Here is a 20,996-nt window from a genome sequence, read left to right on the forward strand (position 1 = left end):
TTTATTTGAAGCGATAGGTGATGCGGCCCTTGGTCAGGTCATAGGGCGTCAGTTCGACGAGCACCTCGTCGCCCACCAGCACGCGGATGCGGTTCTTGCGCATCTTGCCGGCGGTATGGCCGAGAATCTCGTGATCATTCTCAAGCTTCACACGGAACATCGCGTTGGGGAGGAGCTCCACAACGCGGCCGCGCATTTCAAGCAGTTCTTCCTTGGCCAAACAAACCTCTTGGTACGGATCAGAAAAAGTCGCGGAGCCTTACTCTCCCTGCGCAGAAAAGGAAAGCATCTCGCTAGAGTCGCTTGAGGTAGACGGCACCAGCCCGCTCCCCCACCCGGCCACCCATCAAAGATACCCTGAAGTGGGTGGCCGGGTGGGGGAGCGGGCTGGTGCCGATTCAGCGAAGCTGAAGCCGACCACAAAAGCCCGCGCAACCGATGGTTTCGCTTTCCTTGCTTGATGCGCCGCACCCTTGCCCCCAAATGGGCGCCATGCTGATCGAAACCGAACTGACGCCGAACCCGGCGACACTCAAATTCCTGCCCGGCCGCACCGTGATGGACAGCGGCACGCGCGATTTCGCCACCCCCGAAGAAGCAGAGGCGTCGCCACTCGCCGACGCCCTGTTCCGGCTGGGCGATGTCACCGGCGTATTCTTTGGCCGCGACTTCATTTCGGTCACCGCCGCACCCGGCGTCGATTGGCCCAATCTCAAGCCAGACGTGCTCGGCATCCTGCTAGACCATTTCAGCGCGGACATGCCGCTGTTCCGTCAGGGCAGCGCGGGTTTCAGCGTCCCGCCGCCCGAGTCCGACTTCGCAGACAATCCCGAGGACGCCGATATCGTCGCGCAGATCAAGGAGCTGATCGAGACGCGCGTGCGCCCGGCCGTCGCCAATGATGGCGGCGACATCGTCTATCGCGGCTTCGACAAGGGGAAGGTGTACCTTCAGATGCAGGGCGCATGCGCCGGCTGCCCCTCTTCATCCGCGACGCTCAAGAACGGGATCGAACAGTTGCTCAAACATTATGTCCCCGAAGTCACCGAAGTGCGAGCCGTCTGATGGGCAACCCGATCGACGACGCCGCGCTCGACACGCTGTTCCGCACCGCGCGTACCTTTAACGGCTATCTGCCCGACGAAGTAACGCAGGCCGATATCGAGGCGATCTATGATCTGCTGAAGATGGGGCCGACCTCGGCCAATCAGCAGCCGGCGCGCTTCGTCTGGTGCCTGTCGCAGGAGGCCAAGGACAAGCTCGCCGAGTGCGCCACGGGCACCAATCCCGACAAGATCCGCGCCGCCCCCGCTGCGGTGGTGATCGGCATGGACCTCGATTTCCACGAAGAGCTGCCCTGGCTGTTCCCGCACACCGATGCGAAGAGCTGGTTCGAAGGGCCGCAGGAAAAGCGCCGCGACAGCGCATTCCGCAACGGCACGCTGCAGGGCGGCTATCTGATCATGGCCGCGCGCGCATTGGGCTGGGACACCGGGCCGATGTCGGGATTCGACGCGGGCAAGGTCGAGGCAGCGTTCTTCGCCGATCAGCCTTCGGTGCGGGTCAACTTCATTTCAACGCTGGGCAAGGGCGATCCCGCGACCATCTTCGGCCGCTCGCCGCGTCCGGACTTCGGGAAGTTCAACAAGATTGGCTAGACTTCTCGTCATCGAGACTGCCACCGCCGCCTGCTCGATCGCGTTGATCGAGGGCGGCGCGCTGATCGCCGAAACCCATGTCGAAGTCGGGCGCGGCCATGCCGAACGGCTCGTGCCCATGATCGCGGAGCTGCCCGATGGCGGGCGCGCCGACGCAATCCTGGTCGATTGCGGCCCGGGCAGCTTTACCGGCATCCGGGTCGGCATCGCCGCCGCGCGCGGGCTGGCATTTGGCTGGGGCGTGCCGGTGCACGGCTTTTCCTCGCTCCCGGTCGTCGCCGCGGGGGCCTTTGCGGTCAATCCGGGTATCGACGCGCTGGCGGTGGTACTCGAAGGCGGGCATGGTGAAGTGTTCATGGCCACCTATGACCGCCAGTTCGCGCAGCTTGCGCCCTTTGCGTCGCTCACGCCCGATGCGGCATTGGCGCAGCTTGGCGGGCGGGTCGCGATCGGCAATGGCGTTCGCCATCTGGCCGCAGTGGACGACAGCCTCGACCTGCGCGAGGCGCTGCCACGGGCCGCCGATGCGCGGCTGCTTCCTGCCGCCCTTACCGCGCTGCCGCCGCGACCGATCTATGGCCGCGCGCCGGACGCCAAACCGATCGCGGCATGAGCACCGCGCCCTGGCCGATCGAGATCGTTCACGGACAGCCGTCCGATCTGCGCGCGGTGAATGCGATCATGGCCGAGGCGTTCGATCCCCGCTTTGGCGAGGCATGGACGCCCAGCCAGTGCATGGGGATGCTGGCGCTGCCCGGCGTGTGGTTCACGCTGGCGTGCATCGACGGGCGGCCGGTCGGTTTTGCGCTCGCGCGCACGGTGCTGAACGAGGGTGAGTTGCTGTTGCTCGCGATCCTGCCGGCGATGCGACGGCGTGGAATTGGTGGCGCATTGTTGCGGTCGGTGATCGCCGATGCGCGCGATCGCGGCGCCGAAATGCTGCATCTGGAAGTGCGCGCGAACAACGATGCGGTGCAACTTTATCGTTCCGCCGGCTTCAGCAAGATTGGTGAACGTCGCGATTACTATCGAGGACATGACGGCAACGTGTTCGACGCACACACATTTTCAAAAACTATCGACTGATCTTACTAAAAATCGGACAGAACGACTTGCCAATCCCTGTGCGCGGCGTGATAGCACCTGTGACGGCCCGTAAATCTTATCGCCGCCGCGTTACGTGAAAGGACGAAAATGGACACTCAGAACGACATGCATGAGACGCTGATTACATTGACCGCGGATATTGTTGCGGCGCATGTCAGCAACAACAGCGTGGCAGTGTCTGATCTTCCCGTGCTCATCGCCAACGTTCATGGCGCGCTGACCAACCTGGGCAGCGCGAAGCCGGAACCCGAAGTGAAGAAGCAGGAACCGGCAGTTTCGATCCGCTCGTCGATCAAGCCGGACTTCATTGTCTGCCTGGAAGACGGCAAGAAGCTCAAGATGCTCAAGCGTCATCTGATGACCCATTATCAGATGACCCCCGACGATTATCGCGCGAAGTGGAACCTGCCCGCCGATTATCCGATGGTCGCACCGAATTATGCCGAACAGCGCCGCACGCTGGCGAAGAAGATCGGCCTGGGCACCAAGCGCCGCAAGCGCTGAGCCGAATTTCGCGATTGCATCACGCCGGATCGGGCCATCGTCCGGTCCGGCGTGATGCGTTCTCGTTGAGCGGCACCGGCCCGCGCATCAAACACCCTTCCTCCCCTTTTCCCGCGCGGCGGTTGACGCTACATCATCCCAATGACCCGCAAGATCGATCTCGAAGCGCTGTGCCACGAAAAGGGCCTGCGCATTACCGAACAGCGCAAGGTGATCGCGCGCGTCCTGTCCGAAGCGGACGACCATCCCGATGTCGAGAAGGTCTATGCCCGTGCATCGGCGATCGATCCGGGCATCTCGATCGCGACTGTCTATCGCACGGTCCGCCTGTTCGAAGAGGCGGGGATCCTCGATCGCCACGATTTCGGCGACGGCCGCGCGCGCTATGAACCGTCGCCCGAGGCGCATCATGACCATCTGATCGATGTCGAGACCGGCAAGGTGATCGAATTCGTCGATCCCGAACTCGAACTTCTGCAAAAGCAGATCGCCGAACGGCTGGGCTTCCGTCTGGTCGATCACCGCATGGAGCTGTACGGCGTCGCGCTCGACCGCAAGAGCTGAGGCGATGGATGACGGCGTCGATCCGCGGCGCCGCGACGCCGCCCTTGGGCTGCCCACGAAGCTGACCCCGGCGGAGAGCTTTCGCTTCTGGCGCAGGGTCGGATTGCTGCTGCTCGCGGTGCTGACGCATGTGCCGATGCACTATCTGTGGCGGCTGTTTCGCCTGTCTTCCCCCTGGCCGCGCTGGTTCCTGCGCCGCGCGGGACGCATTGCCGGGGCGCGGGTCGAGGTGATCGGGACACCGCTGCGCCGCGACGTGTTCTACGTTTCCAATCACCTGTCGTGGATCGACATTCTCGCGTCAGGCGGGGCGAGCGGCACTGCCTTCGTCGCCAAGGCGGAGATCGGCGCGGCGCCGGTGGTGGGCTGGCTCGCCGGGCTCAACCGCACCGTCTATGTGAAACGCGAGAACCGCATGGGCGTTGCCGAACAAATCAACGCGCTACGCGACGCACTCACCGAAAACTGGGCGATCACCGTGTTTCCGGAGGGGACGACCACCGACGGCAAGTCGCTGCTCCCATTCAAGACGCCGATGCTGCGCGTGCTCGAACCGCCGCCGCCCGGCGTGATGGTGCAGCCAGTGCTGCTCGATTACGGCATGGTGGGCGAGGAAATCGGCTGGGTCGGCGAAGAGGGCGGGATCAACAACGCCCGCCGCGTCCTGTCGCGCAAGGGCAGCTTTCCGCTACGCATCCAGTATCTCGACCCATTCGACCCGCATGACTTTCCCGGTCGCAAGGCGATCGCGGCGGAAAGCCGGCGGCGGATCGAGGACGCGCTGGTCGAAGCCCTCGGCGGACCGCTGCGGCCGTTTGCGTGGACCGTGGCGCCGGTCAATTATGCCGGACCCGCTGAGTCCGCATAATCCGTCACCGCCGCTGCCGGCCTGTCTTCTGCACCACCGCTTCCATCGGCGCGAACACCAGAGCTTCGGGCGAAACCGACCGAGCGCCGGTCGAAGCCGGGATGATCACGTCATTGCTCGACGTCACCACATCATAGTCACCCGTGCGGAACGCGGCGAGATCGGCGCGCAGGAACGGCGGATCGACGCGCTTCGCCATCTGTTGCGGCGGCAGGCGCGGTGCGCCGCGGCGGACGCGCGGATCGACGATCTCGTAATTCACCACCGACACCGCCGTGCCGAGCGCGGTAATCCCGAACAACCGCCGTGCGAACTCGCGCGGAAAGCGGATGCAGCCATGCGATGCGGGATAACCCGGCAGCTGCCCGGCGTGGAGGGCGATGCCGTCCCAGGTCAGCCGCTGCATGAACGGCATCGGCGCATTGCTGTAGAGGTTCGAGCGGTGATGCACCCGCTTTTGCAGGATCGTGAAGTCGCCCGCAGGCGTGGTCTTGCCCGGCTTGCCGGTCGATACAGTCGATGCCGCGATCAGCACGCCGTCGCGATAGACATAGGCGACCTGCCCCGGAATGCTGATGAGGATCGTGACCCCCGACGCGCCGCCCGCAGGCTGAAGCGCCGCGTCCTCGATCCAGGTCCACTGGCCGTTGCGAAGCAGGATTTCGTCGGCACCATCCGCCGCGACCTGCTGCGCCACGGCGGGAACCGCCAGCGCCATCGCCAGCCCGATCGCCACCGCCCGCATCGTCCGCGCTACCGCAGACCTCATTCCTATACTCCATCGTTACGCGGGCGACCGCACGCATGATCTATGGTTAACGCGAGTTGGCACAAGGTGGTGCCATGCCATTTCCCCGGGCGCAAAGCGAAAACGCAAAGTCACCCGATTCGGGACGGGTCTCGACAGGGCGGTTCACCATTGCGGCGAACCGACGCGGAACTGTGGACTCCCTTAGGACGAATCAGCCGCAACCTTTGCTATAGTCGCTGTCCGATGGGCGGAGTTTGTGGGGGCACAGAGGACGCATGACCAAGATGATCGACGCTGCGGCTTCGCGCCGTGCTTTTCTGAAGACCGCCGGCATGATCGCCGGCACGGGGCTGCTCGCCGGTTGCGCCGCGCGCAGCGTGACCACGGCGGCACTGCCCGCCGCACCGCTGCCGGTCCCGCCGCCACCGGTCGCCACGCCGCTTCCCGCCGCACCGCGCAGCGTCGCCAGCGCCCCGCGCGGCATCCGCCCGGAGCTGTTCGAACGCGCGGTCGCCGCGCTCCAGCGCCATTCGAGCCGAATCCGCCAGCAGGACCGGATCGCGATCGCCGATTTCTCGCTCCCATCGTCGCGGCTGCGCTTCCACTTCGTCGATCTGCAGGGCGGCGCGACGCGGCAGATGCTGGTGTCGCACGGCATCGGCTCCGACCCGGACCATACCGGCATGCTCCAGCGCTTCTCCAACGAAGTGAATTCCGAAGCGACTAGCGAAGGCGCGTTCCTCGCCGCCAACTATTATGTCGGCAAGCACCAGCTGTCACAGCGGCTGATCGGGCTCGACCCGACCAACTATAATGCACTCGACCGCGCGATCGTGATCCATGGCGCCTGGTATTCGAACCCCGACATGATCGCCAAGCACGGCAAGCTCGGCCGCAGCCAGGGCTGTTTCGCGGTGGGCGAGCGCGACCTCGACACGCTGTTCGCGATGCTCGGCGAAGGCCGGATGATCTACGCCACCAAGGTGTAAGTGGCGCGGAGCGCTGGGCTGCGCTACCAGCGATCCATGAAGGACAAACAGCGGTTCCTCTCGATCCACGCGCATGGGTTCGTGCGCGTCGGTGCCTGTACCCCGAGCGCGAGCGCAGGCGATATCGCCGCCAACACCGCGTCGCATATCGCAATGGCGAAACAGGGCGATGCGGCGGGCGCGGACCTGCTGGTTTTTCCCGAACTCGGCATCACCGGCTATGCGATCGACGACCTGCATCTGCAGGATGCGGTGCTGCGCGCGACGGCGCAGGGGCTGACCGATCTGGTCGCGGCAAGCGCGAAGCTCAAGCCCGTGCTGCTCGTCGGTGCGGCGCTGGAGCGCAACGGGCGGTTGTATAATTGCGCGGTGGTGATCGCGCGCGGGCGGGTGCTGGGCGTCGTGCCCAAAAGCTATTTCCCAAATTACCGCGAATATTATGAGAAGCGCTGGTTTGCCTCCGGCATCGGCCTGTCGGGGACGATGCAGGTCGCCGGGCAGGATGCCCCGTTCGGCACCGACCTGATCTTCGCCGCCAGCGACCTGCCCGATTTCGTGTTCCATGCCGAGATTTGCGAGGATTTCTGGGGGCCGCTGCCCCCGTCCACCTTCGGTGCGCTCGCCGGGGCGACGATCCTGTGCAACCTGTCGGCCAGCAACATCGTTATCGGCAAGGCGCGCGAGCGGGCGATGCTGTGCGCGGCGCAATCCAGCCGCACGGCATCGGCCTATATCTTCTCTGCATCGGGGCCGGGAGAAAGCACCACCGACCTCGCCTGGGACGGGCAGAGCCTGATCCATGAGCTGGGCGAGTTGCTCGTGCAGTCGGGCCGGTTCGACCTTGAGGACGAACTGATCACCGCCGACATCGACGTCGCGCGGTTGCGGCAGGAGCGGATGCGCTTTGGCACGTTCAACGACACTGCCGCCGCCGCCGGCCACCCCGAACAGCGCTTTCGCCGCATCGCGTTCGACCACCAGCCAGCCATGGCCGATATCGGACTGCACCGCGCCGTCGCGCGCTTCCCGTTCGTCCCCGACACGCCCGAAAAGCTCGACGAGGATTGCTACGAAGCCTTCAACATCCAGGTCGAGGGGCTGCGCAAGCGGATCACCTCCACCGGCCTGACCAAGCTGGTCATCGGCATTTCGGGCGGGCTCGATTCGACCCATGCGCTGATCGTCGCGGCCAAGGCGATGGACCGGCTCGGGCGGCCGCGCAGCGACATTCTCGGCTTCACCATGCCGGGTTTCGCCACCGGTGAGGGGAGCAAGGCCAATGCCTGGGCGCTGATGAAGGCGCTGGGCATCACCGCCGAAGAACTCGATATCCGACCCACCGCGCGCCAGATGCTGACCGACATGGGCCACCCCTATGCCGATGGCGAGCCGGTCTATGACGTGACGTTCGAGAATGTTCAGGCGGGGCTGCGCACCGACTATCTGTTCCGCCTGGCCAACCAGCGCGGCGGGTTCGTCGTCGGGACCGGCGATCTGAGCGAACTGGCGCTCGGCTGGTGCACCTATGGCGTTGGCGACCATATGTCGCATTATGCCGTCAACGCCGGCGTGCCCAAGACGCTGATCCAGTTCCTGATCCGCTGGTGCGTCGCCACCAACCAGTTCGATGGCGACACCGATGCGGTGCTCGAGGCGATCCTGGCGCAGGAAATCTCGCCCGAACTGGTCCCCGCCGATGCCAGCGGCGCGATGCAGAGCACCGAGGCGAAGATCGGGCCGTATGCGCTGAACGATTTCTTCGTGCACTATGTCGTGCGCCACGGGCTTGCGCCGTCGAAGATCGCGTTTCTGGCGTGGCATGCGTGGCGCGATGCCGAAGCGGGCGAATGGCCGCTGGGCGTGCCGCCGCATCAGCGCGTCGCCTATGACCTCGCCACGATCCGCCACTGGCTGGAGAAATTCCTGATCCGCTTCTTCGCGCAGAGCCAGTTCAAGCGCAGCGCGATCCCCAATGGCCCGAAAGTGTCGGCGGGCGGCGCGCTGTCCCCGCGCGGCGACTGGCGCGCGCCGTCGGACGGCGTGGCGGGGCCGTGGCTGGACGAGCTTGAGGCGAACGTGCCGAAGGGATAAACTTTCCTCGTCGCCCCGGGCCTGACCCGGGGCCGGGCTGCCTTCGCGACGTTTCAGAAAAAGCCCTGTCCCGGGTCATGCCCGGGACGACGAAGGGTTAGGTCGCCAGCCGCTCCAGCCCGGCGATCGTATCCGCCTCGTGCGCAGGCTTGTCGGTCCGTATCCGCGAAATCCGCGGGAAGCGCATCGCGAGGCCGGATTTGTGCCGCTTGGACGCATGGATCGAATCGAACGCGACCTCCAGCACCAGCGTCTTCTCGACCTCGCGCACCGGCCCGAACCGCGCGGTGGTATGGTTGCGCACAAAGCGGTCGAGCCATTTCAGCTCTTCGTCCGTAAACCCGAAATAGGCCTTGCCCACCGGCAGCAGCTCGCCCGCCTCGGTCCACGCGCCGAAGGTGAAATCGGAATAGAAGGATGAGCGCTTCCCGCTCCCGCGCTGCGCGTACATCAGCACGCAATCGGCGTTCAGCGGGTCGCGCTTCCATTTATACCACAGCCCGACGCGTCGCCCAGCGACATAGGGTGCGTCGCGCCGCTTGAGCATCACCCCCTCGATCGCCGCGTCACGCGCACCCGCGCGCAGTTCCTCCAGCGCGGCGAAATCCTCCGCCGCGATCAGCGCGGAGACATCGAACCGCTCCGGGTCGAGCGGCGCGGCGAACGCCTCCAGCCGGGTGCGGCGCACATGCCAGGGCAGTTCGCGCAGATCCTCAAGGCCATCGAACAACAGGTCGTAGAGCCGCACGAACGCCGGAAACTCCGCCAGCGTCTTGGCCGACACGACCTTGCGCCCCAGCCGCTGTTGCAAGGCGTTGAAGCTCCCCGCCTCGCCCCCTTGCGCTTCGCCACGCACGAGCAATTCGCCATCAAGCACGCCCGGCGTGGCGAACGCCGATGCGACGTCGGGAAAGCTCGCGGTAATGTCGTCCCCGGCCCGGCTGTAGAGCCGCGTCTCGCCCGCGACATGGACGATCTGGACGCGGATGCCGTCCCATTTCCACTCGGCGGCATAGTCCTTCAGGTCGACCTGCGTTTCCTCCAGCGGGTGGGCGAGCATGAACGGGCGGAACACCGGCACATCCGTCGTGGTCGGCTGCGGGCCGCGCCCCTCGCCCCAATCGAACAGCGGCGCATAGGGCGGCATCAGCCCGTGCCACACTTCCTCCACCGCATCGACATCGACCCCGAACGCTTCGGCGAACGCAGTCTTGGCCAGCCGCGCCGACACCCCGACGCGCAGGCCGCCGGTGGCGAGCTTGAGCAGCGCATAGCGCTCGTCCGCCGCCAGCCGGTCGAGCATCGCGCCCAACGCAGCAGGCGCATCGGAGCGCGTCAGGCTGGCCAGCCGATCGACCACCGCGCCCAGCGTCAGCGGCGCGGACTCGGGCGGCGGCACGGCTGGCTCGGGCCAGATCAGCGCCACCGTTTCGGCGGTATCGCCCACGAAATCACGGCTCAGCTGAAACAGCACCGGATCGACCCGCTCGCCCACCAGCGCGCGGATCGTCGCCGGCTTGACCGCAGGCAGGTCGAGCGTGCCGGTGAGTGCCGCCAACCCCCAGCCGCGATCGGGATCGGGCGTCTCACGCAGCCACGCGCCGATCAGCCGCAGCTTCGCATTGCGCGACCGCGTGTAGATCAGCCGGTCGAGAAGGTCGGCGAAGGCGCGCATGGCACGCTCAACATGGCGTCGCGCCAACGGTTCCGCCAGCCCGTTCCCTCTCGCGGCGTTCTTGACTGGTGCGCGGCACCGGCCCGCTCCCCCACCCGGCCACCCACAAAGTATCGTAAATGGGTGGCCGGGTGGGGGAGCGGGCCGGTGCCGCTTCAGCGAAGCTGAAAACACGTATAACAAGACGTCGGCCCGCGATTCGCGCGCGCCGTGGGAGGGAATGTTTCGATGAAGACCCTGTTGCTTGCCGTCGCCGTGTCGGCCCTGCCGCTCGCGCCCGCTTCGTTCGCGCAGACGGCCCCGGCGACCGCGCCAGCTGCCGCTGCTGCCAAGTTCAACCTCGACACGCCGATTCAGGACATCGTCGCCGATCCGGCGGCAAAGGCGGCGTTCGACACCGCGCTGCCCGGCGTTTCGACGCATGAGAGCTATGAGATGTTCAAGACGATGAGCCTCAACCAGCTCAAGACCTATGCCGCCGACAAGCTGACCCCCGAAGTCCTCGCCAAGGTCGAGAAGGACCTCGCCGAGGTGAAGTGATCGTTTGACCCTCCCCCGCAAGGGGGAGGATTTTCCCGATCCTCAATCCTCCCGCGTGATGTTGAGCGACCGCGTCACGCGATAGTCGAGCACGCCGACCACAAAATAGACCGCAGCCTGCATCATCCGCGTCCAGAACCCGGTGCGCTCGCGATGCAGCGCCCGCGTCACCTCCAGCGACCGCGCGACCTCCGCATCGACATAGGTGCGGACATGCGCCGCGAACGCCGCGTCATCGATCCGCAGCATCACTTCCAGGTTCAGGAACAGGCTGCGCATGTCGAAATTGGCCGACCCGATCTGCACCTTGTCGTCGATCACGAACAGCTTCGTGTGCAGCTTGGTCGGCAGATATTCGAACACCCGCACGCCACGCCGCAGCAGCCCGCGATAGGTGAAACGCGCGGCGTGTAGCGTCAGGTGGTTGTCGGTGATCGACGGCACCACCACCCGCACCTTCCCCCCGCGCCGCGCCGCCCGGCCAAGGCGCAGCAGCATTGCGGGGCTCGGGAAGAAATAGGCGGCAAGAATATCGATCGTGCGCGCACCCTTCAGGTCGCGGCGCACCGCGCGCGCCCAGGGCGACAGCCGCCGCGTCGGCCCGCCGAGCAGCCAGCGCAGCTCCCCCTCCGGCTCGCTCCATTGCGCCAGCGCGCGGCGCAGCGTGCGCATCGGCGCGCGCGGCCGCTTCGCCCAGCGCCATAGCGCGTCGAAATAGCCGGTCATCCGCGCCGCCGCCGGCCCCTCAAGCACCAGCCCCAGATCGCGCCACGCGTCGCTGCCCGGCGCGCCGAAATAATCGTCCTGGATGTTGAAGCCGCCGATGATGATCCGCGCGTCGTCGCCCTCGCCATCGGCCAGTGCGATCTTCTGATGGTTGCGCAACAGATAGCGCCGACCCAGCCGCGGCTCGAAGAAACAGATGCGCCCGCCCGCCTCACGCAGCGGCGCAAAGAAGTCGCCATCATAGGCCGGGTCGCTGCCCAGGCCATCGACGATCAGCGTCACCTCGACCCCGCGCTCGACCGCCGCGATCATCGCGTCGCGCACCCGCGCGCCCACCGCATCATCGGTGTAGATATAGTAGAGCAGCCGCAGCGAGCGGCGCGCGCCGGCGATCAATCCCAGCAGCGCGTCGAGCCGACGCGGGCCGGTATCGAGCAATCGCAGGCGATTGCCCGCGATGGCGAAGACCGGCTGCGGCGGCGGTTCGGGGGGCAGGCCCGCGGCGAACCGGGGCGGTGGATCGGTGGCCAGCTCCATCGCGCCGGGATTGCACGCTTTGTCCCCGCCGCGCCAGTCCCGCGCGCGATGGGCGATTTCCTTGACTCGCCGCCACGCTTGGCCTAGTTGGCCCCCTTTCCTGTATCCCTGCCCAAAGGAAGCGTTCCATGGCGCGCGTCACTGTCGAGGATTGCGTCGACAAGGTCTCCAACCGTTTCGATCTCGTGTTGCTCGCGGCTCAGCGCGCGCGCCAGATTTCCGGCGGTGCGGAGCTGACCATCGATCGCGACCGCGACAAGAATCCGGTCGTCGCCCTGCGCGAGATCGCAGAAGAAACCGTCCGTCCGGACAATCTCGAAGAATCGCTGGTCGGCAGCCTGCAGCGCGTGCAGATCGACGACGAGGAAGCGCCCGATGACGTCGGCAGCCTCGCCGCATCGGCCGAGGCGCTGCGCCTCACCGCCGCTGCGCCGCCGCGCAACCAGAATCTGGGCGCCGATTACGACGGCTAAAGCCGGCGTTATTGCTGTCTGACAAAAGGCCGCTGCCCCACCGGGCGGCGGCCTTTTCGCGTTTCAGCGCGCGTCATTGCTCCACTTTGGCTCAAGCATCTGAGTTTACGCTTGATTGGCGATGATCCGAATCGGACAGTGTCGTGTCCGAATCGGGGGGAGTCGGGTTGGAAGCGAGCGCGACGATCCTGTTCGTCATCGACGGTATTGCGCGTGAAGCGATGCTGTTCGCGGCGATCGGCTTCCTGATCGGCGGCATCGACGACCTGCTGGTCGATCTGGCTTATGGCATCGCACGCCTCCGCAGCTGGTTGTGCCGCGACCTTCCGCGCAGCCTCACCGCCTCGCCCATGCCGATGGCGCTGTTCATTCCGGCATGGGACGAGGCCGCGGTGATCGCGCCGATGCTGCGCGCGACTCTCGCCCGCTATGGCGACGCCGATTACCGCATCTATGTCGGCACCTACCCCAATGATCCGGCGACGATCACGGCGGTGGCAGCGGTGGCAGCGACCGACCCGCGCGTGCGGCTGGTGGTCGGGCCGGTGCCGGGGCCGACGACCAAGGCCGATTGCCTCAATGCCTTGTGGCGCGCACTGCTGCGCGATGAAGCGGCGGGTGAGCCGTGCGCGGCGGTGGTGCTGCACGATGCCGAGGATCTGGTCCACCCACTCGAACTCGCGGTGTTCGCGGCCTGGCTCAGCGACCATGATGCGGTGCAATTGCCGGTCCAGCCGCTGGCCGACGCGCGCTCGCCGCTGGTCGCCGGGCATTATCTCGATGAGTTCGCCGAAAGCCACGGCAAGAACCTGATCGTGCGCGAAGCGCTCGGTGCGGCGATTCCGTTTGCCGGAGTCGGCTGCGCGATCCGCCGCGAGATGCTCGGCCGCATCGCCGACAGCCGTGGCGGTCAACCGTTCGACGCCGCCAGCCTGACCGAGGATTATGAGCTGGGCCTCACCGTCGCCGCGCTGGGGGGGCGCACCCGCTTCGTCCGCGCGCGCGATGCTTCCGGGGCGTTGGTCGCGGTCCGCGCCTATTTCCCGGCCAGCCTGCCCGCAGCGGTACGGCAAAAGGCGCGCTGGCTGACCGGTATCGCGCTCGCCGGATGGGACCGGGTCGGGTGGCAGCGCGGCGGATCGATCGGCGAACATTGGATGCGGATGCGCGACCGACGCGCGACGCTGGCGATTCCCGTGCTCGCCATCGCCTATCTCGGTTTGCTCGCCTGGGGCGCGTCGCTGGTCGGCCACCGGCTGACCGGTGCGCCGATGCCAGCGATCGAAGGGCCGATGGCGCAGCTGCTCGGCTGCAACGCGCTGCTGCTCGGCTGGCGGGTGGCGATGCGGGTGGCGTTCACCGGTGCGGCACACGGCCCGGTTCAGGCCGCGCTCGCCGTGCCGCGGGTTCTGGTTGCGAACTATGTCGCGCTGTTCGCCGCGCGGCGCGCGATCGTCATCTACTGGCCCACGCTCCGCGGCGCCGCAGCGCGTTGGGACAAGACCGCCCATCATTTCCCCGAATCGCGTGAGGACGCCGCGTGACCGACGCGACCCACCCGCGCGGGCGCCCGCTCCGCTTTGTCGCGACCGTCGCGGTCGGGTGGGCGGCGATGCGGGTCGTGCTGCTGTGGCCCGAAGGCGCCACCCTGCCCGAAGCGATCGAGGCCGCGATGCCGCTCCGCGCCGCCGAGGCTGCGCCGGCGCCCCGGCGGGCGGTCTTGCCTATAGCGCAGGTCGAACCACGCGGCGCGGCGCGGTCGGCGGTTGCAGTCCCCATCGCGTCCCTCCCTGTCGCCGACGGTTTGCAGCCGCAGGCGAGCCTCGCGCTGCTCAACCTCGTCACCTTCGGCCCCGAACAGGCCAGCGTGGGCAGCGTCGAGCAGCTGCCGCGCATCCCCGCCCCGCCCGCCATGCTCGCGCCCCGCGCCGCGCCCGACCGCTGGCAGGCAAGCGCATGGTTCGCCACCCGCCGGGGCGCGGGCACGGGCGGGACGATGCTGGGCGGCGATCAGGCCGGGCTGCGCGTCGCGCGCACGCTCGACCGGCGCGGGCGGCTGGCCCTCTATGCGCGGGCGAGCGCGCCACTGACCGGCACCGGACGCGAGTTGGCGCTAGGGATCGAATGGCGTCCGTGGCGCGCGCCGATGCGCTTCCTCGCCGAACAGCGCATTGCGCTCGACGGCGGCAAGTCCGGTCCTGCGGTCGCGGTCGTCGGTGGGGTTACCGGCATCGACCTGCCCTTCGCCTTCGAACTTGAAGGCTATGGCCAGGCCGGCGCGGTCAAACGCGCACGGATCGAGCCGTTCGCCGACGGCGCATTGCGGGTCACGCGTCCCGTCGCCGCGATGGGTGAGGCGCGGCTGGCACTCGGCGCGGGCGCGTGGGGCGCAGCGCAGCGCGAGGCGGCGCGTGTCGATCTCGGCCCGACCGCCGTGACCACCTTGCCCGTGTCGGGGCAATCGTTGCGCATCGCCATCGACTGGCGCGAGCGGGTCGCGGGCGACGCGCGCCCCGGATCGGGGCCGGCGCTGACGCTCGGCGCGGATTTCTGACCCGCTTCGCCTTCCGCCTGAACGCGCGAGCGGCTAGGCAGGAACCCGCATGGACCTTTACCTCCCCATCGCCAGTCTTTCGGTCAACGCGCTCGTCATCGTGTTGCTGGGGCTGGGCGTCGGGCTGTTGTCGGGGATGTTCGGGGTCGGCGGCGGCTTCCTGACCACGCCGCTGCTGATCGTCTATGGCATCCCGCCCACCGTCGCGGCGGCATCGGCGGCGAGCCAGGTGACCGGTGCGAGCGTATCGGGCGTGTTCGCGCATTTCCGCCGCAACGGCGTCGATGTGCACATGGCCTATGTGCTGATCGCCGGCGGCGTGCTCGGATCGGGCGCGGGGGCGTTGCTGTTCCGCCTGCTCCAGGCGAGCGGGCAGATCGATACGGTAATCGCTTTGCTCTATGTCGTGATGCTCGGATCGATCGGCTGGCTGATGCTGTCCGAATCGCTCGGCGCGATCCGGTCGGCGCGGACCGGTGCGACGACGCGGGCGCGGCGGCGGCGGCATCATCCGATGGTCGCCGCACTGCCGCTGCGCTGGCGCTTCTACCGCTCGGGCCTCTACATCTCGCCGCTCGCACCGCTGCTGCTCGGCTTTGCCACCGGCATTCTGACGATGCTGCTCGGCGTCGGCGGCGGCTTCATCCTGATCCCCGCCATGCTCTATTTGCTCGGCATGCCGGCGCAGGTCGTGGTCGGCACGTCGCTATTCCAGATCCTGTTCGTCAGCGCGGCGGCAACGATGGTGCATTCGGTGACGACCAAGGCGGTCGATATCGTGCTCGCCGCGCTGCTGTTGCTGGGATCGGTGGTGGGCGCACAGCTCGGCGCGCGCTTCGCCGCCCGCGCGCGGCCTGAATATCTGCGCCTCGCGCTTGGCGTGATGGTGCTGCTCGTCGCGCTGCGCATGGTGCTCGGCCTCGCCTGGCAGCCCGATGAAATCTATTCGGTCGAGCTGGGATGAGGTTTTCCGCGCTCCTCCTCGCGCTCGCTGCGCCGCTGCTGCTGGGTCAGGCCAAGCCGATCCTGGTCCCCGACGTGTCGCAGCGCGAGATCGAGATCATCTATTCCTTCACCGGCGCCGAACTACTGCTGTTCGGCGCGATCGTTCAGCCGGGCAACACCGCGCCGCGCCCCGGCGATCCGCCCACCGACATCGTGGTGGTGGTCAAGGGGCCGACCGAATCGGTGCTGGTGCGCGAAAAGCAGCGCGTCGCCGGCATCTGGGTCAATGCCGACCGCACCCGCTACCGCTCGGCCCCGTCGTTCTACGCGATCGCCTCGTCGCGCCCGATCAAGCGCATCGTCGACGCGCGCACCCGCGCCATCTACGAACTCGGGCTCGACAGCCTCCAGCTCTCCCCCGCATCGGGCGACACGCCCGCGGTCCAGTCGCGCTTCGACGCGGGCCTGGTCGACCTCAAGCGCCGCGCAGGCCTGTATTATGAGGCACCCGGCACGGTCGAGATCACCGACAATGTCCTCTATCGCGGCCGCATCCAGATTCCCGCACGCGTGCCGGTCGGGCGCTTCACAGCCGAAACCTTTCTGATCCGCGACGGCCGCGTGCTGGCGGCGGCGGTGCGGGAGATCGACATCCGCAAATCGGGGTTCGAACGCTGGGTCGCACGTGCCGCCGAACATCACGCGATTCTCTACGGCATCGCCGCGGTGCTGCTCTCGATCGGCTTTGGCTGGGCCGCTGGCGCAATCTGGCGAAGATTCTGAGCTTTTGATTGGTGCGGCACCGGCCCGCTCCCCCACCCGGCCACCCATAGAATACACTGTCGTTGGGTGGCCGGGTGGGGGAGCGGGCCGGTGCCGATTCAGCGCAGCTGAACACAAAACTGGCGCACCAACCACTTCTTTACCCACACTCAGTAGAAACACCCTGTTTTGCAGGGGGAGCAACACCGCGTGATGAGTGAAGACATGGGCGGCCAGCGATTCGACCGTATCCGTCCGGCCTCCGAGGCCAGCGATCTCTCCGGCGCGGCAACCGCGCACGGCATCGGCGCGGTGTCGGCGATCGGCGGCGCATCGAGTGAGGTCGTGTTCGACATGGCCGCGCTCGAAACGCTCGCCACCAGCGCCGATCCGGCGGTCGCGGGCGCAGGCACGGTGGGCAGCCAGATCAAGCTGCGTTCGGGCAACAGCTGGCTGATCGCCAATGTCCGCGCACTGCGTCTCGACCAGCGCAGCAGTGCCGTGATCGCGCAGGTCGACTTCCTGGGCGAGGGTGATGAGGAAAAGCTCACCGGCAAGCTCTACAGCTTCCGGCGCGGCGTCACCCGCTACCCGGTCCCCGGCACCCCGGTGTTCCCGGTCTCGACCGCCGACTTGAAGCAGATCTACGCCGCCGACGACCGCGCGCATATCGAGGTCGGCAACGTCTATCCGACCAAGGACATCCGCGCCGCGCTCTATATCGATGCGATGCTGGGCAAGCATTTCGCGCTGCTCGGATCGACCGGTACCGGCAAGTCGACCGCCGCCGCGCTGATCCTGCACCGCATCTGCGAGCTTGCGCCGCAGGGCCATATCGTGATGATCGACCCGCACGGCGAATATTCGGCGGCGTTCAAGACCAATGGCGCGCTGTTCGACGTGTCGAACCTCGCCATGCCGTACTGGCTGATGAACTTCGAGGAACATTGCGAGGTGTTCCTGACCACCGAGGGGTCGGACCGTCAGGTCGACGCCGATATCCTCGCGCGCTGCATCCTGATGGCGAAGCAGAAGAACCGGCTCGCCGCCGAATTCGGCAAGCTGACCGTCGATGCGCCGATCCCGTACCTCCTCTCGGACCTCACGCAGATCCTCCAGCTCGAAATGGGCAAGATGGACAAGGCGACCGACACCGCCCCCTATCTGCGCCTCAAGGGCAAGATCGACGAGATCAAGGCCGACCCGCGCTACACCTTCATGTTCAGCGGTATGCTGGTGTCGGACACGATGGCGAGCTTCATTTCGCGCATCTTCCGCCTGCCCGGCGACGGCAAGCCAATCTCGATCATCGACGTGTCGGGCGTACCGAGCGAGATCACCAGCGTCGTCGTCGCGGTGCTCAGCCGCATGGTGTTCGATTACGCGATCTGGTCGCGCGGCGAAGCACAGCGCCCGATCCTGCTGGTGTGCGAAGAGGCGCACCGCTACGTCCCCAACGAGCGCAATGCCGATGGATCGTCGGTCGGCCGCATCCTCAGTCGCATCGCCAAGGAAGGCCGCAAGTACGGCGTCTCGCTCGGTCTGATCACCCAGCGCCCGTCGGACCTCGCCGAGGGCGTGCTGTCGCAATGCGGCACGATCATTTCGATGCGCCTCAACAACGACCGCGATCAGGCGTTCGTGCGCGCGGCGATGCCCGAAGGTGCACGCGGCTTCCTCGACGCCATCCCCGCGCTGCGCAACCGCGAATGCATCATGGTCGGCGAAGGCGTCGCCACCCCGGTCCGCGTCGCGTTCGACGCGCTGGAGGAGAACAAGCGTCCCGCCTCGGGCGACCCGCTCTTCTCCGAACTGTGGCGGCACATCGGCGGCGAGGACCAGATCCTCGACCGCACCATCCGCCGCTGGCGCGCGCAGGGGCGGTAATCCAACCTCCGTTTGTGCTGAGCTTGTCGAAGCACGAAGCGTAGCGCTTCGGCCCTTCGACAGGCTCAGGGCAAACGGAGGTTAGGAGAGCTTGAGGACGTAGTCGCGCGGCTCCAGCGCCACCCCGCGCGTAAACGCCGCCGCGCGCACCGCACCGTTGAACGGGTTCACCGCATTCATCCGCATCCCCACCGACGCCCCACCCGGCGCCTGGGGAACAAAGGCGAGCTCGGCCCGCGCCTGTTCCACCCCGTTGACGAAGGCGCGATAGACCCGCCCGTCATAGCTTTGCGCAACATGGTGCCAGCGCCCGACCGGCCAGCGCTTGGCGGCGTCAATCAGCGGCGCGCGATAACCGGGGCCGAGCAGGAAGGTGTCGAGCCACCATTCAACCCCCTCGGTACGGATTTCGAACAGCATCCGCTGCCCGTCCTTCGCGGTCGATGCGGAACCGTCGCCGCTTTCAAGGTGGAACCAGCGCTGTTCGAACGCCCCGCCATCGGGCCGGAACAGCGCCTCGAACGTAAAGCGCGGCGTGCCCGCAAGCGGATGGCGCGGGATCAACAGCCGGTCGCGCACCCCGTCGAACAGCACCGCCTTGCCCAATGGGCTGTCGATCAGCTTGGGCGCCCCCTCGATGCGCGGCGTCAGCCCGCCGATGCGCTTGAGCGAGTCGAATTTCCAGATCTCGGCACGCGGTTTCGCAAGTGCAGGCGCAACCCCGGCGATGGCCGCCGCCGCGATCAGCGTACGGCGCGCAATCACTCCGCGTCGTCGGTCTTGGCGGGCTTGCCCCGCGTGCCGCCGACCGGCACAGCGAGCAGCTGCGACAGCTTCGACTTGAACGCGCGCAGGTCGTTGCCGCCCAATTGCTGGACGACCGAGAAGGACACCGAACGCGGGTTGATCGCGACGCCGTTGCGATAGAGTTCGTAATGCAGGTGCGGCCCGGTCGAGATGCCGGTCGATCCAACATAGCCGATCACCTGACCCCGGCTGACCCGCTGGCCGCCGCGCACCGCGATCCGGCTCATATGGCCATAGCCGGTGCCCATGCCGCCGCTATGGTTCAGCCGCACGAAATTGCCATAGCCGCCATTGCGCCCGGCGAACGCAACCACGCCGTCATTGGCGGCGCGGATCGGCGCGCCATGGCCCGCCGCAATGTCGAGCCCCTTGTGCATCCGGGTAAAGCGCAGCACCGGATGGCGGCGCAGGCCAAAGCCCGAGCTGATCCGACCCGAAGCCGGCATCGCCATCGTGCCCTTGCGCTCGCCCTTGCCGGCGCCGTCATACCAGCTGACCTTGCCGTCCTCTTCCCAGCGCAGCAGCTGCACCTTGCCCGACCCGCCGCCATTGAGGCCCGCGTACAGCAAATTGCCCAGCTGCACTTCACCGGTCGCGGCGCGGGCCTGTTCAACGATGATATCAAACTCCGCATCCGACCCGACCCGGCCGATCGGCATGCGGGTGGCGATCGAACGGATATACGCCTCGACCGCGCGCGACGGCGCACCGGCGGCGCGTGCCGAGCGGTACAGGCTCTCCCCCACCCGTCCGCGAATACGCAGCGGGGTGTGATCGACCGCGATCGGAATTTCGTTGAGCGCAAGGCCGGTGGGCGTGCGGACCAGCTCGAGGCTGAGGTCGAAGCGCGCGCGAAACGCCAGCTTCTCCAGCGGGCGGGGTGCCGATTTGTCGACCCGGCGACCGAGCGTCAGGTCAAGCTGGGTGCCCGACTTCAGATCGCCCAGCGCCATCGCGCCGCCGATCAGGTCGGCGGCGGTCGCGGCCTCGTTCCGGGCGACACCCGCACGCGCCAGCGCCGCCTGCAGCCCGCTACCCGAACCCAGCGTCACGCTGTGCTGAATGATCGGGCGTTCAGGCGTATCGGACAGGCTGGACACCAGCCGGTTGGCGGCAAGCCGCGTGCCGGTGACGCCGCCCTTGTCGAGCGGCGCGATCGACTGGGCGCGCATCAGATCGGCGCTCGCCGCCTGCGCCGACGGGACGCTACCGAAAATAGGACGCTCAAACCCCGGCGACAGCAGATAGACGAACGCGCACAGCCCGGCACAGGTCGCCGCGCCGCGAAACCATTCGCGGCTGCCGATGCGCGACCCCAGATCCGGGATCAGCTCGAAATCAGGGTATTTTTCGCGGAAACGCTCGATCATGCCCGGCGTGCGCACATCGACGCCACGCCCGAACGACAGCGCCGCCGCGCCGCCCGCTTGTTCCAATCCATGATCGCTGCGCAGAAACAAGGCGCGCTGCCCCCACCACAATCGTTTGAACGAACCGCCGTTCCCCCGGCCTCGGCCCGAACGGTTGTGGACAGTATATGCTAAAGTCAAATTAAGCA

The 20,996-nt window shown here is 67.1% G+C and carries 22 protein-coding genes; 16 read left to right on the forward strand and 6 right to left on the reverse strand.

Annotated elements, in window-relative coordinates; all coding sequences use genetic code 11:
• Position 1 precedes the first annotated feature (1 nt).
• Entirely contained in the window at positions 2-220 is a 219-nt protein-coding gene (gene infA, locus VGN66_RS00630) for a translation initiation factor IF-1 (protein ID WP_033923152.1), read from the reverse strand.
• Positions 221-492: 272 nt separating this feature from the next.
• On the opposite strand from infA, the gene VGN66_RS00635 reads away from it, so the two are divergent.
• From VGN66_RS00635 to VGN66_RS00665, 7 genes are all read left to right on the forward strand, one after another.
• On the forward strand, positions 493-1,065 hold the full coding sequence (locus VGN66_RS00635; protein WP_327516939.1) for a NifU family protein: 573 nt from the start codon (positions 493-495) through the stop codon (positions 1,063-1,065).
• Positions 1,065-1,658 carry a malonic semialdehyde reductase gene (locus tag VGN66_RS00640; RefSeq protein WP_327516940.1) on the forward strand — a complete coding sequence of 198 codons (594 nt, stop codon included), beginning with the start codon at positions 1,065-1,067 and terminating at the stop codon, positions 1,656-1,658. The genes VGN66_RS00635 and VGN66_RS00640 overlap by 1 nt, the downstream gene beginning before the upstream one ends.
• Positions 1,651-2,271 carry a tRNA (adenosine(37)-N6)-threonylcarbamoyltransferase complex dimerization subunit type 1 TsaB gene (gene tsaB / locus VGN66_RS00645; protein WP_327516941.1) on the forward strand — a complete coding sequence of 207 codons (621 nt, stop codon included), beginning with the start codon at positions 1,651-1,653 and terminating at the stop codon, positions 2,269-2,271. The genes VGN66_RS00640 and tsaB overlap by 8 nt, the downstream gene beginning before the upstream one ends.
• A complete protein-coding gene (gene rimI, locus VGN66_RS00650; RefSeq protein WP_327516942.1) occupies positions 2,268-2,744 on the forward strand; it encodes a ribosomal protein S18-alanine N-acetyltransferase in 477 nt (158 codons plus the stop codon). Before tsaB ends, rimI begins: the two co-directional genes overlap by 4 nt.
• 108 nt (positions 2,745-2,852) lie before the next feature.
• Positions 2,853-3,269, forward strand: coding sequence for a MucR family transcriptional regulator (locus VGN66_RS00655; RefSeq protein WP_224922997.1), 417 nt, complete (start codon positions 2,853-2,855; stop codon positions 3,267-3,269).
• Positions 3,270-3,410: 141 nt separating this feature from the next.
• Positions 3,411-3,833 (forward strand): Fur family transcriptional regulator, encoded by a 423-nt coding sequence (locus VGN66_RS00660; protein WP_224922998.1) that lies wholly within the window; start codon positions 3,411-3,413, stop codon positions 3,831-3,833.
• Between the two features lie 4 nt (positions 3,834-3,837).
• Positions 3,838-4,701 carry a lysophospholipid acyltransferase family protein gene (locus VGN66_RS00665; RefSeq protein ID WP_327516944.1) on the forward strand — a complete coding sequence of 288 codons (864 nt, stop codon included), beginning with the start codon at positions 3,838-3,840 and terminating at the stop codon, positions 4,699-4,701.
• A 4-nt stretch (positions 4,702-4,705) separates the two neighbouring features.
• Here VGN66_RS00665 and VGN66_RS00670 read toward each other — a convergent pair whose 3' ends face one another.
• Positions 4,706-5,470, reverse strand: coding sequence for a L,D-transpeptidase family protein (locus VGN66_RS00670; protein WP_327516945.1), 765 nt, complete (start codon positions 5,468-5,470; stop codon positions 4,706-4,708).
• A 257-nt stretch (positions 5,471-5,727) separates the two neighbouring features.
• Here VGN66_RS00670 and VGN66_RS00675 point away from each other — a divergent pair, with 257 nt between their 5' ends.
• A complete protein-coding gene (locus VGN66_RS00675) occupies positions 5,728-6,441 on the forward strand; it encodes a murein L,D-transpeptidase catalytic domain family protein (RefSeq protein WP_327516946.1) in 714 nt (237 codons plus the stop codon).
• 36 nt (positions 6,442-6,477) lie between these two features.
• On the forward strand, positions 6,478-8,532 hold the full coding sequence (locus VGN66_RS00680) for an NAD(+) synthase (RefSeq protein ID WP_327516947.1): 2,055 nt from the start codon (positions 6,478-6,480) through the stop codon (positions 8,530-8,532).
• 97 nt (positions 8,533-8,629) lie between these two features.
• Here VGN66_RS00680 and VGN66_RS00685 read toward each other — a convergent pair whose 3' ends face one another.
• Positions 8,630-10,207 (reverse strand): cisplatin damage response ATP-dependent DNA ligase, encoded by a 1,578-nt coding sequence (locus VGN66_RS00685; protein ID WP_327516948.1) that lies wholly within the window; start codon positions 10,205-10,207, stop codon positions 8,630-8,632.
• Positions 10,208-10,435: 228 nt separating this feature from the next.
• Here VGN66_RS00685 and VGN66_RS00690 point away from each other — a divergent pair, with 228 nt between their 5' ends.
• Positions 10,436-10,747 (forward strand): hypothetical protein, encoded by a 312-nt coding sequence (locus VGN66_RS00690; protein WP_327516949.1) that lies wholly within the window; start codon positions 10,436-10,438, stop codon positions 10,745-10,747.
• Between the two features lie 42 nt (positions 10,748-10,789).
• Here the strand turns inward: VGN66_RS00690 and VGN66_RS00695 are convergent, their stop codons facing one another.
• On the reverse strand, positions 10,790-12,010 hold the full coding sequence (locus VGN66_RS00695; RefSeq protein WP_327516950.1) for a phosphatidylserine/phosphatidylglycerophosphate/cardiolipin synthase family protein: 1,221 nt from the start codon (positions 12,008-12,010) through the stop codon (positions 10,790-10,792).
• 128 nt (positions 12,011-12,138) lie between these two features.
• Between VGN66_RS00695 and rpoZ the strand changes: the two genes are divergently transcribed.
• The 6 genes from rpoZ to VGN66_RS00725 all read left to right on the forward strand — a co-directional run bounded on the left by rpoZ (position 12,139) and on the right by VGN66_RS00725 (position 18,631).
• On the forward strand, positions 12,139-12,483 hold the full coding sequence (gene rpoZ, locus VGN66_RS00700) for a DNA-directed RNA polymerase subunit omega (RefSeq protein WP_224923005.1): 345 nt from the start codon (positions 12,139-12,141) through the stop codon (positions 12,481-12,483).
• 143 nt (positions 12,484-12,626) lie between these two features.
• A complete protein-coding gene (locus tag VGN66_RS00705; protein ID WP_327516951.1) occupies positions 12,627-14,027 on the forward strand; it encodes a glycosyl transferase family protein in 1,401 nt (466 codons plus the stop codon).
• Complete coding sequence (locus tag VGN66_RS00710; protein ID WP_327516952.1) at positions 14,024-15,037, forward strand: hypothetical protein; 1,014 nt, start codon at positions 14,024-14,026, stop codon at positions 15,035-15,037. The genes VGN66_RS00705 and VGN66_RS00710 overlap by 4 nt, the downstream gene beginning before the upstream one ends.
• A 49-nt stretch (positions 15,038-15,086) precedes the next feature.
• Complete coding sequence (locus VGN66_RS00715) at positions 15,087-16,001, forward strand: sulfite exporter TauE/SafE family protein (protein ID WP_224923007.1); 915 nt, start codon at positions 15,087-15,089, stop codon at positions 15,999-16,001.
• Positions 15,998-16,765 carry a TIGR02186 family protein gene (locus tag VGN66_RS00720; protein WP_327516953.1) on the forward strand — a complete coding sequence of 256 codons (768 nt, stop codon included), beginning with the start codon at positions 15,998-16,000 and terminating at the stop codon, positions 16,763-16,765. Before VGN66_RS00715 ends, VGN66_RS00720 begins: the two co-directional genes overlap by 4 nt.
• A gap of 192 nt (positions 16,766-16,957) precedes the next feature.
• A complete protein-coding gene (locus VGN66_RS00725) occupies positions 16,958-18,631 on the forward strand; it encodes an ATP-binding protein (protein WP_414713163.1) in 1,674 nt (557 codons plus the stop codon).
• Positions 18,632-18,712: 81 nt separating this feature from the next.
• Here the strand turns inward: VGN66_RS00725 and VGN66_RS00730 are convergent, their stop codons facing one another.
• Together VGN66_RS00730 and VGN66_RS00735 are read right to left on the reverse strand one after the other, a co-directional pair.
• A complete protein-coding gene (locus tag VGN66_RS00730) occupies positions 18,713-19,396 on the reverse strand; it encodes a LamG-like jellyroll fold domain-containing protein (RefSeq protein WP_327516954.1) in 684 nt (227 codons plus the stop codon).
• Complete coding sequence (locus VGN66_RS00735; RefSeq protein ID WP_327516955.1) at positions 19,393-20,874, reverse strand: M23 family metallopeptidase; 1,482 nt, start codon at positions 20,872-20,874, stop codon at positions 19,393-19,395. The genes VGN66_RS00730 and VGN66_RS00735 overlap by 4 nt, the downstream gene beginning before the upstream one ends.
• Between the last annotated feature and the right edge of the window lie 122 nt (positions 20,875-20,996).

The sequence above is a fragment of the Sphingomonas sp. genome (genome assembly GCF_035998645.1).
GTDB lineage: Bacteria > Pseudomonadota > Alphaproteobacteria > Sphingomonadales > Sphingomonadaceae > Sphingomonas.